This window comes from Micromonospora sediminicola, assembly GCF_900089585.1.
GTDB lineage: Bacteria > Actinomycetota > Actinomycetes > Mycobacteriales > Micromonosporaceae > Micromonospora > Micromonospora sediminicola.
The window spans coordinates 3,221,937-3,235,114 of record NZ_FLRH01000003.1; the positions used below are offsets into that span (position 1 = coordinate 3,221,937).

At 73.8% G+C, this 13,178-nt stretch carries 12 protein-coding genes; 8 read left to right on the forward strand and 4 right to left on the reverse strand.

What is annotated here, in order from left to right; translation table 11 throughout:
• Positions 1-4 precede the first annotated feature (4 nt).
• Positions 5-2,254, reverse strand: coding sequence for a hypothetical protein (locus tag GA0070622_RS15370; protein WP_091573925.1), 2,250 nt, complete (start codon positions 2,252-2,254; stop codon positions 5-7).
• A gap of 158 nt (positions 2,255-2,412) precedes the next feature.
• On the opposite strand from GA0070622_RS15370, the gene GA0070622_RS15375 reads away from it, so the two are divergent.
• From GA0070622_RS15375 to GA0070622_RS15385, 3 genes are read left to right on the forward strand one after another with little or no spacing between them, the layout of a single operon-like run.
• A complete protein-coding gene (locus GA0070622_RS15375) occupies positions 2,413-3,114 on the forward strand; it encodes a DUF1223 domain-containing protein (RefSeq protein WP_091573926.1) in 702 nt (233 codons plus the stop codon).
• Positions 3,114-4,016 carry a thioredoxin family protein gene (locus tag GA0070622_RS15380; RefSeq protein WP_091573927.1) on the forward strand — a complete coding sequence of 301 codons (903 nt, stop codon included), beginning with the start codon at positions 3,114-3,116 and terminating at the stop codon, positions 4,014-4,016. Before GA0070622_RS15375 ends, GA0070622_RS15380 begins: the two co-directional genes overlap by 1 nt.
• Before the next feature lie 23 nt (positions 4,017-4,039).
• Positions 4,040-5,269, forward strand: a complete 1,230-nt coding sequence (locus GA0070622_RS15385) for an epoxide hydrolase family protein (protein ID WP_218060595.1) — start codon at positions 4,040-4,042, stop codon at positions 5,267-5,269.
• Between the two features lie 49 nt (positions 5,270-5,318).
• Here the strand turns inward: GA0070622_RS15385 and GA0070622_RS15390 are convergent, their stop codons facing one another.
• Positions 5,319-6,284, reverse strand: coding sequence for a golvesin C-terminal-like domain-containing protein (locus GA0070622_RS15390; RefSeq protein WP_091573928.1), 966 nt, complete (start codon positions 6,282-6,284; stop codon positions 5,319-5,321).
• Positions 6,284-6,436 carry a hypothetical protein gene (locus GA0070622_RS32595; RefSeq protein WP_176710495.1) on the reverse strand — a complete coding sequence of 51 codons (153 nt, stop codon included), beginning with the start codon at positions 6,434-6,436 and terminating at the stop codon, positions 6,284-6,286. The genes GA0070622_RS15390 and GA0070622_RS32595 overlap by 1 nt, the downstream gene beginning before the upstream one ends.
• Before the next feature lie 127 nt (positions 6,437-6,563).
• Here GA0070622_RS32595 and GA0070622_RS15395 point away from each other — a divergent pair, with 127 nt between their 5' ends.
• The gene (locus GA0070622_RS15395) at positions 6,564-7,790 is read left to right on the forward strand and encodes a glycoside hydrolase domain-containing protein (protein ID WP_091573929.1); all 1,227 of its coding nucleotides are present in this window, start codon (positions 6,564-6,566) and stop codon (positions 7,788-7,790) included.
• Between the two features lie 52 nt (positions 7,791-7,842).
• On the opposite strand, the gene GA0070622_RS15400 is transcribed toward GA0070622_RS15395, so the two are convergent.
• The gene (locus GA0070622_RS15400) at positions 7,843-8,733 is read right to left on the reverse strand and encodes an SGNH/GDSL hydrolase family protein (protein WP_091573930.1); all 891 of its coding nucleotides are present in this window, start codon (positions 8,731-8,733) and stop codon (positions 7,843-7,845) included.
• Between the two features lie 191 nt (positions 8,734-8,924).
• Between GA0070622_RS15400 and GA0070622_RS15405 the strand changes: the two genes are divergently transcribed.
• The 4 genes from GA0070622_RS15405 to GA0070622_RS15420 all read left to right on the forward strand — a co-directional run bounded on the left by GA0070622_RS15405 (position 8,925) and on the right by GA0070622_RS15420 (position 13,113).
• Positions 8,925-9,473, forward strand: coding sequence for a YciI family protein (locus tag GA0070622_RS15405; RefSeq protein ID WP_091577456.1), 549 nt, complete (start codon positions 8,925-8,927; stop codon positions 9,471-9,473).
• A gap of 211 nt (positions 9,474-9,684) precedes the next feature.
• A complete protein-coding gene (locus tag GA0070622_RS15410; RefSeq protein ID WP_091573931.1) occupies positions 9,685-10,848 on the forward strand; it encodes an ROK family protein in 1,164 nt (387 codons plus the stop codon).
• A gap of 37 nt (positions 10,849-10,885) precedes the next feature.
• A complete protein-coding gene (locus GA0070622_RS15415; RefSeq protein WP_091573932.1) occupies positions 10,886-11,929 on the forward strand; it encodes an extracellular solute-binding protein in 1,044 nt (347 codons plus the stop codon).
• Positions 11,930-12,039: 110 nt separating this feature from the next.
• Positions 12,040-13,113, forward strand: coding sequence for an ABC transporter ATP-binding protein (locus GA0070622_RS15420; RefSeq protein WP_091573933.1), 1,074 nt, complete (start codon positions 12,040-12,042; stop codon positions 13,111-13,113).
• Positions 13,114-13,178 lie beyond the last annotated feature (65 nt).

A 13,178-nucleotide genomic window follows, 5' to 3' on the forward strand; every position in this document is an offset into this window, starting at 1 on the left:
CGGCTCACGGCCCCGACGGCGGTCCCGGCCTGGCACGGAGGAGCCCGGTCAGGTCCCGCACCGCCTCGGTGTACGACCGCTCGGACTCGCACGGCCAGTGTCCCTTGATCGGTGGCGGGACGCTGTCCCCGGGCGGCGCGAGCAGCCCGTCCGGGTCGCGGAGGCGGCGGTCCACCCCGGCCGGCGGCCCGGGGACGGCGGCCGGGGCGTCCGGGCGGTGGGCCGAGAAGACCCAGTCGCCGACCGGGTCGGTGTCGCGCCACAGGTTGCGCCACCGCCAGCCGACCCGGTCCCCGATCTCCCGCAGCACCGCGTCGTCCACGTAGGCCGGGAAGAGCCGGGCGTAGAGCCGCCGCAGTGGCGAGCTGTAGGTGAGCAGCGCGACCCGGTCGCTGACCTCGGGCGGCAGTTGCAGGACCGTGGCGGCGACCAGCACCGAGCCGTGACTGTAGCCGGCCAGCAGCACCCCGTTGCCGCTCTCCACCAGGAAGGTGATGCGCCGGGCCAGCTCCGGCACCGCCCGTTCGGCGTAGCAGGGCGGGGCGAAGGGGTGCGCGGCCCGGGGCCAGAACGTGGCGAGGTCCCAGAGCACCCCGACGTGGTGCCGGAACCCGGCGCTGCGGTAGGCGAAGATCCCGGCGACGACGAGACCGAGCACCGCCGCCGATACGGCGTAGCCGCCGGCCCCGATGCCGAACGCGACCAGCCCGGCGGGCACGTGCGCGTGGCGTTCGAGGACCTCGCCCGGCGCCGGCCGCAGCAGCGCCATCGCGGTGGTCGCCGCGCCGATCCCGGCGAGGACGGCGAAGAGCACCGTCAGCGGCACCAGCAGGTCGGTGAACCGGGCCCGGACGATCGCCGTGCGCACCTGCCGGAGCCGGGGCGCCGCCTCGGCCGGCGGCGACGGGAAGTCCCGGGCCACGATCGCCGCCGCGGCCCGCCGTCGTCCCGGCCGGGACAGCAGCGCCACCAGGACGGCGACGACCACTGTGACCAGCAGCGCCCGGAAGAAGCCGTAGATCGCCCAGGTGTACGCCCGGGCCGGGCCGGCGATCACGGCGCCGCCCGTGGTCGCGTCCCGGTCCAGCACGTCGGCCGCCCGGTGGACCAGTTCGGCGGAGTACGCCACCGCGAGCCCGCCCGCCGCGGCCGCGACCGCCAGCACGCCCAGCCCGGCCGGCGGCCGGCGTCCCGGCCGGCGGAACCGGTGCCACAGCAGCACGGCGGCCAGGGCGGCCAGCAGCCCGGCGTGGCCGACGAACATCCAGGTGAGCGTGGAGCCGTAGCCGGGCAGCCCGCCGTCGGGCCGCCAGCGGGCGGGCGCGAGCAGCAGGTGGCCGCCGACCACGAGGGTCAGGCCGATCGCGACCGTCCTGACCGCGCGGGCGACCGTGTCCCGCCGCGGGTCGGCGGGCGCCCGGTCGATCAGCGCGGGCGCGCAGACCAGGACCACGCAGGCGGTCAGGACGGCGCCGGCGGCCACCAGCAGCGCGACGGTCATGGCCGGCGCGCCCTGGGCGGCCCGGGCGGCGAGCAGGCTGACGTCCAGCGTCGCGAACGCCGCGGCGACGTGGATCGAGCGCAACCGCCCCATCAACGGCTCGGCGTCCCACTGGCCGACCGTGCTCAGCGGATGGGTCGAGGCGGCGCGTTCCGGCGCGCGGAGCGCGGTGAAGGAGCGCCCCGGCCGGGTGGCGCCCCACCAGATCAGGCAGATCGCGGCGACCGGGGCGAGCGCGAGGACCACCAGGCGGACCTCGACCGGCCGTCCACCCAGCCAGGACAGCCAGTCGCGGTCGGACGTGCAGGCCGTCGCGGACATGCACTGCCAGGCGACCAGGTCCAGCGCCACCCCCACGACGGCCAGCACGTACAGCGCGGTGAGGCTCAGGCCGAACACCCGGCACAGCGGCCGGACCAGCGTGCCGGCGGACCGGTCACCCGGCCGCATCCACACCGCCACGTTGAGCAGCATGAACGGGAGCAGGAACAGCAGCGACAGGGTCCGTGTCACGGTGCCCGACGGCAGGTCGTTCCACTGGTACGCCTCCAGCGTCACCCCGTCCGCGCCGTGCTCGTCGGCGTGTCCCGGGCGGGGGCGGTAGAAGCCCGCGTTCCGGTCGCCGGCCACCTGCCGCACCAGGGGCCGCTCCAGCACCTGGGCGGCGCCGGCCGAGGAGACGCCGTGCACCCGCAGCTCCACCACCCCGCCGGGCACGACCGGCCGGCCCGGTGGTGCTGCTCCAGCCGACATCGACCCTCCGAGACGCCGCGCCGCCGGCACGGCCCGCCGGGCGCATCGGCCTACCCGCCCCGGTCGTCGACAAACGCCGCCGGCTGCCGTGTGCGGCCCCGCCGGCCGGGTAAGCGCCCGACGCTTGCAGGTCGACATCTGTTCCGAAGGGAGCCCGCATGACCGGCGCCTCGCCCACGCGCGACGGCTTCGCCGTCGTGGAGATGTTCACCTCCCAGGGCTGCGACAGCTGCCCCCCGGCCGAGGAGGTGCTGTCCGGGATCGACCGGGACGCGCGCGAGCGGGGAGAGCGGGTGTACACGCTCGGCTTCCACGTCGACTACTGGGACCATCTCGGCTGGGCCGACCCCTACGGCGCGGCCGCGCACACGCTGCGGCAGGAGGCGTACGCGCGGGCGTTCGGCTCCGGCGGCCTGTACACGCCGCAGATGATCGTCAACGGCACCGTCGAGTTCGTCGGCTCCGACCGCCGCCAGGCCGCCTCGGCGATCGACGCCGCCCTGGCCACGCCGCCCGGCACCCCACTGACGCTCACCGTCGTCGAGGCGGGCGACCGGCGGGTGGTGCTCGACTACGGCACCGGAGCGCTGCCGGAACAGGCCCGGTTGAACGTGGCGCTGGTCGAGCGCGGCCTGGAGAACGACGTGCCCCGGGGCGAGAACGCCGGGCGGCGGCTGCGCCAGGACACGGTGGTCCGCGCGTTCCGCTCCGCCGAGCTGAACGGGGAGCGGGGACGGGTGGAACTCGACGTGTCGACGGCGCCCGACCCCCGTCGCGCCTCGGTGGTCGGCTATGTGCAGCAGGGCGACCGGGCGGTGGTCGGCGCGGCCGCGGTCGACCTCGGCGACGGGAGCCGGTGATGAACCGCGCCCCGGTCGCGACCCGGCTGCCGCCGATCACCGTGCGCCGCTGGGTGAACTCCCCGCCGCTGACCCCCGAGGCGTTGCGCGGGCGGGTGGTCCTGGTCGACATCTGGGAGTACACCTGCGTCAACTGGATCCGTACCGCCCCGTACGTGCGGGCGTGGCACCGCGACTACCGGGACCTGGGGCTGACGGTCGTCGGCGTCCACGCGCCCGAGTTCGCGTTCGGCCGGCGGCCGGAGAACATCGACCGGGCGATCCGGGACCACGGGCTGACCCACCCGATCGCGATCGACGACGACTTCACGTTCTGGCGTGCCCTGCGCAACGACGCCTGGCCGGCCCGGTACCTCTTCGACAGCGACGGCCGGCTCGTGGACCGGTGGGTCGGCGAGGGCGACTACGACCGGACCGAGGCGGAGATCCGACGGCTGGTCGAGGCGGCGTCGCCCGGTGCGGCGCTGCCCCCGGTCAGCCCCGAGGTGACGGCCTTCGTCACGACCACGCCAGCGACGTACGCCGGCATCACCCCGGAGACCTATCTCGGCGCCGACCGGGGCGTGCCGGGCACGTACGCGCTCACCGGCGACTGGCGGGTCGACGGCGAGTACGTCGAACTCGCCGCCGGCGCCGGCGAACTCGTCCTGCCCTTCACCGCCGGCGAGGTGAACCTGGTGGTCGACCCCGGTCCCGGCGGACCGGTCCCGCTTCAGGTGCTGCTGGACGGGAACCCGGTCGGCGACGCGCGCGGCGCCGACGTCGACCCGGCGGGCCGGGCCCACGTCGACCGGCCGGCGATGGTGCGCCTGGTCGCCGGCGCGACGTCGGGGGAGCACCGGCTGAGCCTGGTCACCGACCGCCCCGGCTTCCGCGCGTACGTGTTCACGTTCGGACCCTGATCCCGACCGACGAGGAGAGATCCGTGGCCGTCAAGACCATGACGCCGACCCGTACCACCACCGACATCCGACCGTTCCGGATCGAGGTGCCCGAGGAGGACCTGCGCGACCTGCGGCGGCGGATCGCCGCCACCCGCTGGCCCGAGCGGCAGACCGTCGACGACCAGTCGCAGGGCGTGCCGCTGGAGACCAGCCAGGCGATGGCCCGCTACTGGGAGAAGGAGTACGACTGGCGCGGGGTCGAGGCCCGGCTGAACGACCTGCCGAACTTCGTCACCGAGATCGACGGGCTGGACATCCACTTCATCCACGTCCGGTCCCGGCACGAGGGCGCGCTGCCGCTGGTGGTCACGCACGGGTGGCCGGGTTCGGTGATCGAGCAGCTGAAGATCATCGGCCCGCTGACCGACCCGACCTCGTACGGCGGCAGCGCGTCGGACGCGTTCCACCTGGTGATCCCGTCGATGCCCGGTTACGGCTTCTCCGGCAAGCCGGACAAGCCCGGCTGGGACCCGGAGCACATCGCCCGCGCCTGGACCGAGTTGATGCGGCGGCTGGGCTACCACCGGTTCGTGGCGCAGGGCGGCGACTGGGGCGCGCTGATCACCGACATGCTCGGCGTGCAGGCGCCACCGGAGCTGGCCGGCATCCACACGAACATGCCCTGCGTGGTGCCGCCGGAGATCGACGCGCTGATGCAGCGCGGCATCACCGGCGTCAACAACCCGCTGGCCGAGCTGCCGGCCGGGCTCTCCGCTGAGGAGAGGGCGGCCTGCGAGCGGCTCGACTTCTTCTGGAAGCACTCGGCGTACGCGCTGATCATGACGACCCGGCCGCAGACGCTGGCCGCGCTCGCCGACTCGCCGGTCGGGCTGGCGACGTTCATGCTCGACCACGACGCGGCCAGCCTGGAGCTGATCTGCGCCGCCTTCGCCGGCCGTCCCGGCGGCCTGAGCCGGGACGACATCCTGGACAACGTCTCGCTCTACTGGCTGACCAACACCGGTGTGTCGTCGGCCCGGCTGTACGCGCAGAACAAGCTGTCGTTCTTCGCCGCCAAGGGGGTCCGGGTGCCGGCGGCGGTGAGCCAGTTCCCGGACGAGATCCTGCTGGCGCCACGCAGCTGGGCGGAGCGGGCGTACCCGAACCTGATCCACTACCACAAGCTGGACCGGGGCGGGCACTTCGCGGCCTGGGAGCAGCCGCAGCTGTTCGCCGAGGAGATGCGTACGGCCTTCCGGTCCCTGCGTTGAGGGACGAGGGCGGTGCGGCCGGGTGGCGTCACCCCGGCCGCACCGCCGGTCAGACCTCGGTGAGTCGGACGGCGTCGGCGATGACGAGCCCGGCGGCGGAGCTCCAGCGGCTGACCGCGACCCGGTCGGCGTCCCCGGCCGGCAGCGTGAACGTGCCGAGGGTGCGCCACTGCCCGCCGGTCGCCCGCTGGTCGACGTAGACGGTCCGGTTGCCGGTGGTGGTGGCGACGACGTACGGGGTCGAGGCGTTGTAGCCGGAGTTCGCCGGCCACCACGCCTCGACCCGGTAGTTGCCGGTGCGGGGGACGTTGAACTTGTACCAGGCGGCGTCGCTGGCGGCGACCGGGTCCGCGTAGCGGTAGTCGGCGCCGTACCGCTGCCCGGAGTAGGTCGACACCCCCCAGTTGGTGCTGGCGGTGAACCGGCCCGCGGTCGCGTTGTCCACGATCGACGACCACCCGCCGCCACCGCCGGCCATCTTCGCCGCCACGTCGGCGCGCATGGTGTTCAGGTCGATGAAGGACGGGTCGATCTTGCCGGTGGTGCTGGTCTCCCGGTGTCCGCGGGCGTAGCTGGAGTCCCGGCCGAGCCGGGTGAGCACGGCGGCGGTGGCCGCGATGCTGGCGTCGTACTGGGCGGTGGTCATCCGCTGGTCGACGCCGTTGTAGTCGATCTCCCACCCGATCATCAGGGTGTTGCCGTCGCCGGCCGGGATCGGCCCGCTGCCGCCGCTGACGCCGGCGTGGTTGCACCGGCCGGCGGAGATCACGTGGAACACGCCGTGGTAGTCCACCAGGGCCTGGCAGAGCGGGCCGGGCAGGTCGGACCGGCCGTTGATGCAGATGTTGAGCGCCGGGTGCGGGTTGCTCGCGCTGGAGGTGGCCGCGGTGTGGTGCCAGAGCACACCGATGGGGTCGAAGGAGCCGGGTCGTCCGCGGTTGAGCCAGTCGCCCTCGACCACGACCTGGACCCCGGCGGCCCGGAGCACGTCCACCAGCCAGGGGATGGTCGCCATCACTGCTCCCGGAGCAGGTCGGCCAGGCACTCGGCCTTCGGCGCGGCGACGGCCGCGCCGGGGCGGGCCACCACGGTCAGCGCGGCGGCCACCAGGGCCGGGACGCCGAGCAGGCCGCGGCGTCGCAGACGGACGGATCGGGACGTGGGCATGGCGCTCCTTCGGGGACGGCGCTCGGCATCCAACCGATCGACGGATGTAAGTGCGGGCACGCTATCCCGGATCGATCGAGATGTCGATACCCTTCACTCCCTCACGTCTCGATGAAAGGTTTTGCCGATGAGAACGATCGCCGTGGCGCTGACGGCGCTCACCGTCGCCACCGCCCTCGCCGCCCCGGCGGCCGAGCCGTCGCCAGTGGCGGCGGCGGTCGGCCCGCAGCCCGGCACGTTCACCGGCCGGGGGTTCGACACCTGCGCCGCCCCGTCGCAGGTCGCGATGGACGCCTGGCTGGCCGGCTCGCCGTACCGCGCGATCGGTGTCTACATCAGCGGCGCCAGCCGGACGTGCGCGCAACCCAACCTCACCGCTACCTGGGTGGCGAGCCAGACCGCCAAGGGGTGGCGCCTGATCCCGATCGACCTCGGCCGCCAGGCGCCCTGCGGCACCCGTACGCCGAAGATGTCCGCCGACCCGGCCGTCGCCCGCGCTCAGGGGGCGACCGCGGCGGACGACGCGGTCGGCGCCGCCCAGGCGCTCGGCATCGGCGTCGGCAGTACGCTCTACAACGACGTCGAGCACTACCCGTCGAGCGCCTCCTGCCGCGCGGCGGTGCTGTCGTTCCTGTCCGGCTGGGTGGAGCGACTGCATGCACGGGGCTACCTCGCCGGGATGTACTCCAGCGGCTCGTCCGGGATCAAGGACGTGTGCGACGCCTACGACGACACCCGGTACCTGCGCCTCGACCAGATCTGGATCGCCTGGTGGAACGGCGTCGCCGACACCGGTGCCGGCACCTACTGCGCGGACACCCGCTACGCCGACCGCCAACGCCTGCACCAGTACGCGGGCGACGTCACCGAGACCTGGGGCGGCGTGACGATGACCATCGACCGCAACTGGATCGACGTGCGCGGGGGTGCGACGCCGCCCGGCCCGTGGAGCGTGACCGTCGACAACGCCACCACGGGCGGTTTCACGGCCGGCGCGGCGTGGGGCGCCTCGGCGTACTCGGGCCAGCGGTACGGCGCCGACTACCGGTTCGCCGCGCCGGCGTCGATCAGCGACGTGGCCTGGTTCCGGGCGACGCTCCCCGAGGCCGGTGACTACGAGGTCGCGGTGTGGTACCCGGCCGACCCCGGCTACAACGACCGGACGCCGTACCTGGTGGCAACCACCACCGGCAACCGGCCGGTGGTGGTCGACCAGCGGTCCGGCGGCGGCCGGTGGGTTTCGCTCGGGGTCTTCGCGCTGGCGGCCGGATCCGGCGACCGGGTCGGGGTGAGCCGGTGGACCGCAGGTAGCGGCTTCGTGGTCGCCGACGCCGTCCGCCTCACCCGCGCCTGACGGCGGGACACCGCCGGTGGGCCCGTCCGGACGGGCCCACCGGCGGACCGGTTCAGTTGAGGTGCGCCAGCAGGGCGGTGGCCATGCCCTGTTCGCCGCGGGCGTTCGGGTGGAACGGCGCGGCCGTGTTCTGCGGGATGAGTCCCTCCACCCAGCGGGTGCCGCTGCCCTTGCACGCGTCCCGGCCGATCGACGGGGTGTAGACGTCGGCGTAGCTCGCGCCGTTCGCCGCCGCGGTGTCGGCCAGCATGGAGTTGAGTGCCTTCTCCACCCCGCGCAGGTACGGCACGTCCTGGTAGGCGATCGGCACCACCGGCCAGCAGCCGTACCCGCTGTCCGGCAGGATCGCCGGGTAGCCGAGCACCACGACCCGCGCGCTCGGCGCGGCCTGGCGGACCGCCCGCAGCACGGCTGTCACCTTCGGCACGGTGGCGGCGATCCGGGCCCGGAGCTGGTCGGTGCCGCCGGCGGTGAACCGGTCCTTGCACGGTGAGCCGAGCGGGCTGCTGACGCTCGCCTCGGCGCAGTCGCTGATGATCCCGGAGAAGCCGATGTCGTTGCCGCCGATCTGCACCGTCACCAGCGCGGTGGTCGAGGTGACGGCGTTGAGCTGCGGCGGCACGGTGATGCCGAGCTGCCCGTCGCCGCCGTAGAGGATGTCGTCGGTGGTGGCCCCGGAGCAGCTCACGTCCGCGAACGACGACGAGCCGGCGGACGCGGCGACCAGGGACGGGTAGTTGCGGTTGGACCGCAGGCAGTTCAGGTCGACCTGGGTGGGCACGAGCGGGGCGGCGGTGTACGAGTCGCCGAGCGCCACGTAGCGCCCGGTGGGCACCGCGGCGTTGGCGGGCGCGGCGACGGCGAGCAGCACACCGGCGGTGGCCGCGGCGAGCGCGGCCAGTCGTGCGGCCGTACGTCGTAGCGGCAGGCGGGGACGGTTCATGGCGCCCTCCCGGAGCGGGATGGTGGGGGTGGTGGTTCCGGAAGTCTGGCCGCGTCCATGACGCTCGTCAATATAGATGGACCTCATTAAGGGGTGGTCGGGGATGTGGGGCGCCCGGGGTCGGGGTGTCCGGCCGGGCCGCCGGCGACGCCGGCCACCGTGCCGCCGGCCGTGCGTCGAGACTGTCCGGCATGGAGTTTCTGTGTTTCCACCGTGATCGGCGCGGCACCGTCCCGCTGCGCGAGGCGTTGCGCGAGGACCACTGGTCCTACATGGACCGGTTCGCGAGCGGAATGATCGCCCGGGGGCCGACCCTCGCCGACGACGGTGAGACGCCCACCGGCAGCCTGCACATCGTCGACCTGCCCGACCCTGCCGCCGCCCGCGCGTTCGCCTTCGACGAGCCCAACTACCAGGCCGGCGTGTATCGCGACGTGCTGCTCCGACGCTGGCGTAACACGCTGGGGCGGGCCATGGGCGACTTCCCCGGTGGTCCGGTCGGCGGCAACCGCTACCTGGTGCTGGCCCTCGGCGCGGGGCGGGCGGTGGATCTCGCCGTGCCGCCGGATGCGGACCGGCTGATCGCGTACGGCCCGCTGCTGTCGGACGACGGCGACGCCTGGCTGGGTACCGCGATGCTGGTGCGGGCGTCGCATCCGGAGGCGGCTCGTGCCCTCCTGAGCGAGCGGAGCTACCCCGACATCGAGGTGCACAACTGGCAGTTCGGCGGGCGGCGCTGAAGTCGTCCCCGTCGGGCGGGCCGCCCGCGATTCTTTGCGATGTGAAGCAAATGGGGCCCTCTGCCGCGTCGGCGGACCCCGCGCCGACGGATTCGGTCCGCGCTCCGACGCGCCCATATCGGTCATCTGGCCAGGTGGAGACCGTCGCCGCGAGGTCGGCGAGATCCAACCGTTACTTGACTCAATACTTCGTTCGCCGTAGGAAGGAACTGTGACTGACGTGGTGACCCCACCGACGAGCCCGGTGAGCCGGGAGCGGTCGAAGGAGATCAAGCGCCGTAGCGTGATCTCCGCCGCCCGCCAGGCCCGGGTGCTGTCCCGGGCCGAGTTGACCGAGCTGACCGGGCTGAGCCCCGCCACGCTCACCCCGCTGGTCCGGGACCTGATCGCCGAGGGCTACCTGATCGAGCGCGGCCCCGGCGCGTCCCGGGCCGGCCGCCCCCGCGCCATCCTGGAGTTCAACCCGCGCGCCGAGCTGGTCGCCGCGGTCGCGCTGGAACCGGCCCGGATCAGCTGCGAGATCGCCGACAGCGACGGCGCCGTGATCGCCCACCGCACGGTGCGCCGCACCGGCGACATCGTCGACCTGATCTGCACGGCCGTGCCCGAGCTGGCCGGCACCGGCCTGCCGGCGCTGCGCGGGGTGGCCATCGCCGCGCCCGGCGTCTCGACCGGCGGCGCGGTCCGGCTCGCCCCCTCCGTCGGGCTGGTCGAGGCCCGCCCGGTGGGGGAGTCGGTCCAGCGGCGGCTCGGCGTGCCGGTCGTGGTGGACAACGACGTGAACCTGATGGCCGCCGGCGAGCACGCCGCCGGCGCCGGGGTCGACGTGGCCGACCTGCTCCTGCTGCACGTCGCGGACGGCATCGGCGCCGGTCTCGTGCTGGACGGGCAGGTCCGTCGGGGCTCCGGCGGCGCGGCCGGCGAGGTCGGCTTCCTGCCGCTCGACCGGGCCGACCGGGGGCACGACGGGGTCGGGCCGTTCGAGGCCCGCTGGTCGGAGAGCGCGGTCGCCGAGCGGGTGGTGGCGCTGGCCCCGGGGCGCCGGCCGGCCGCGCCGGTGCGGGCGCTGGTGGAGCTGGCCGCCGCCGACGAGCGCGCCGCCGCCTACCTGGCCGACCTGCTCGACGCCTGGGCACGGCTCATCGTCTCCTGCGCCTGCGTGATCGACCCCGGCCGGGTGCTGCTCAGCGGCGCCGCGGCCGACCTCGACGACGCCGCCGTGGCGCGGCTGCAGGCGCTGGTGTCCGCCGCCGCGCCCAGTCCCACCGAGGTCCGCCGCGCGGTGCTCGGTGACCGGGCGGTGCTCTACGGCGCGATCAGCTACGCGCTCTCGGCCGCCGCGTCCGGCCTGTCCGCCCTCCTACCCGCTCCCTGATCCACCGTTCCCCCCTCACACCCCTCGGAGGTACCCCATGAGACGTCGACTCCTGCTCGCCGGAGCGCTCGCCACCGTCCTCGCCGCCGGCACCGCCTGCGGCGGCGGCTCCGGTGACTCCGGCGGCGGCGCGGCCGAGAAGCTGACCATCTACACGGCCCGCGACAAGAAGGTCACCACCTACGTCGTCGACAAGTTCACCGCCAAGTACCCCGAGTACAAGGGCAAGGTCGAGGTGCTCAACCTGGGCGCCCAGGAGATCCTGGAGCGGGTCCGCGCGGAGAAGGCCAACCCGCAGGCCGACGTCTGGTGGGGTGGCACGCAGCAGGGTCTGGCCGCCGGTGCGTCCGAGGACCTGCTGGCGGGCTGGCAGCCGTCGTTCGCCGGCAAGATGGACGCGGCGTACAAGGACCCGCAGGGCCGGTGGTTCGGCGAGATCCTGCTGCCCGAGGTCATCATGTACAACAACAAGGCGCTCACCCCGGAGCAGGCCCCGAAGGACTGGGACGACCTGCTGAAGCCGGAGTGGAAAGACAAGATCATTATCCGCGACGTGGCCGCCTCCGGCACCATGCGGTCGATCTACGCCTCGATGATCCAGCGCCAGTCGCCCGACGGCAGCAACCCGCAGCCGGGCTACGACTGGCTGAAGAAGCTCGACGCCAACACCGGCGCGTACGCGGCCAACCCGACCGACCTCTACCTGAAGCTGTCCCGCCAGCAGGGCACGCTGAGCGCCTGGAACCTGCAGGACATCCTGCTCCAGGCCAACCAGGCCAACATGCCCTTCGGCTACGTGATGCCGGCCTCCGGCGCGCCGGTCCTGGTCGACGGGCTGGCCCAGGTCAAGGGCGGCAACAGTGCGGGCGCGCAGAAGTTCCTCGAGTTCCTCTTCGACGACTCGCTCCGCGCCGAGCTGGCCAAGGACTACTACCAGATCCCGGCCGTGGACATCGCCGAGAAGCCGGAGTGGCTGGCCCAGCTCGACCTCAAGCCGCTGGACGTCGACTGGGACGTGATCGGCAAGAACGAGACCGAGTGGATCAACCACTGGAACAGCCAGATCAAGAACAAGGGCTGACCGGACGGGACGCCGGGTGCCCCGCGCACCCGGCGTCCCGCCGTCGCCGTTCCCTTACCACCCACCCCGTCACCGGTCGGACCCGGTTACCGGACGCAAGGAGAGACATCATGATCGATGTCACGCTGGAGTCGGTGAGCAAGCGCTTCCCGCGTGCCGGCGACACCGCGGCGGTCGACGACGTCGACCTCCGCATCGGCGCGGGGGAGTTCTTCACCCTGCTCGGCCCGAGCGGCTGCGGCAAGACCACCACCCTGCGCATGGTCGCCGGCTTCTACTTCCCCAGCTCGGGCCGGATCCGCTTCGGCGCCGAGGACGTCACCAACCGCCCGCCGAACAAGCGCGACACCGGCATGGTGTTCCAGAACTACGCGCTCTTCCCGCACCTGAGCGTCGCCCAGAACGTGGCGTACGGCCTGAAGATCCGCAAGGTCGGCCGGGCCGAGTCCCGCCGGCGCATCGACGAGGCGCTCGGGCAGGTCCACCTCGCCGGGTACGGCGACCGGCGCATCGACCAGCTCTCCGGCGGCCAGCAGCAGCGCGTCGCGCTGGCCCGGGCCCTGGTGATCCGCCCCCGCACGCTGCTGCTCGACGAGCCGCTGTCCAACCTCGACGCCAAGCTGCGCGAGGAGACCCGGGTGGAGATCCGCCGGATCCAGAAGGAGAGCGGCACCACCGCCCTCTACGTCACCCACGACCAGGCCGAGGCGATGGCCATGTCCGACCGGATCGCGGTGATGGAGTCCGGCCGGGTCCGCCAGGTCGGCACGCCGCAGGAGATCTACCACCGGCCCGCCACCGCGTTCGTGGCCCGGTTCATCGGCCGCAGCAACGTGCTCGACCTGCCGGTGGTCACGGTCGGCCCGGAGCGCGTCACCGTGGCGCTGCCCGGCGGCTCGGAGGTCCCGGTCGCCGCGCCCGCCGACCACGGGCTCACCGCGGGCGCGACCGCCCTGGTCAGCGTCCGGCCCGAGCACATCACGCTCACCTCCGCCACCGACGAGGGCGCGCTCACCGGCCGGGTGACCGAGCTGGAGTTCACCGGCATGGCCACCAACCTGCTCATCGACGTGGCCGGCGAACCGGTCCAGGTGGCCGCGATCGACGTGCCGGCCGGGCTGGGCGTGGGTGACCAGGTCGGGCTGAGCCTGCCGCCGGAGCGGATGTGGGTGGTGGGCGCGTGAGCGCGAGGAGTGAGCCGATTTTGCGAGCCCCGCAGTCGCGAACTGAGGTGACGCCGTGAGCGCGA

Bases quoted from the DNA above. Each gene is read 5' to 3' on its own strand.
- GA0070622_RS15370 (WP_091573925.1), bottom strand. From the start codon at position 2,254: ATGTCGGCTGGAGCAGCACCACCGGGCCGGCCGGTCGTGCCCGGCGGG.
- GA0070622_RS15375 (WP_091573926.1), top strand. From the start codon at position 2,413: ATGACCGGCGCCTCGCCCACGCGCGACGGCTTCGCCGTCGTGGAGATG.
- GA0070622_RS15380 (WP_091573927.1), top strand. From the start codon at position 3,114: ATGAACCGCGCCCCGGTCGCGACCCGGCTGCCGCCGATCACCGTGCGC.
- GA0070622_RS15390 (WP_091573928.1), bottom strand. From the start codon at position 6,284: ATGGCGACCATCCCCTGGCTGGTGGACGTGCTCCGGGCCGCCGGGGTC.
- GA0070622_RS32595 (WP_176710495.1), bottom strand. From the start codon at position 6,436: ATGCCCACGTCCCGATCCGTCCGTCTGCGACGCCGCGGCCTGCTCGGC.
- GA0070622_RS15395 (WP_091573929.1), top strand. From the start codon at position 6,564: ATGAGAACGATCGCCGTGGCGCTGACGGCGCTCACCGTCGCCACCGCC.
- GA0070622_RS15400 (WP_091573930.1), bottom strand. From the start codon at position 8,733: ATGAACCGTCCCCGCCTGCCGCTACGACGTACGGCCGCACGACTGGCC.
- GA0070622_RS15405 (WP_091577456.1), top strand. From the start codon at position 8,925: ATGGAGTTTCTGTGTTTCCACCGTGATCGGCGCGGCACCGTCCCGCTG.
- GA0070622_RS15415 (WP_091573932.1), top strand. From the start codon at position 10,886: ATGAGACGTCGACTCCTGCTCGCCGGAGCGCTCGCCACCGTCCTCGCC.
- GA0070622_RS15420 (WP_091573933.1), top strand. From the start codon at position 12,040: ATGATCGATGTCACGCTGGAGTCGGTGAGCAAGCGCTTCCCGCGTGCC.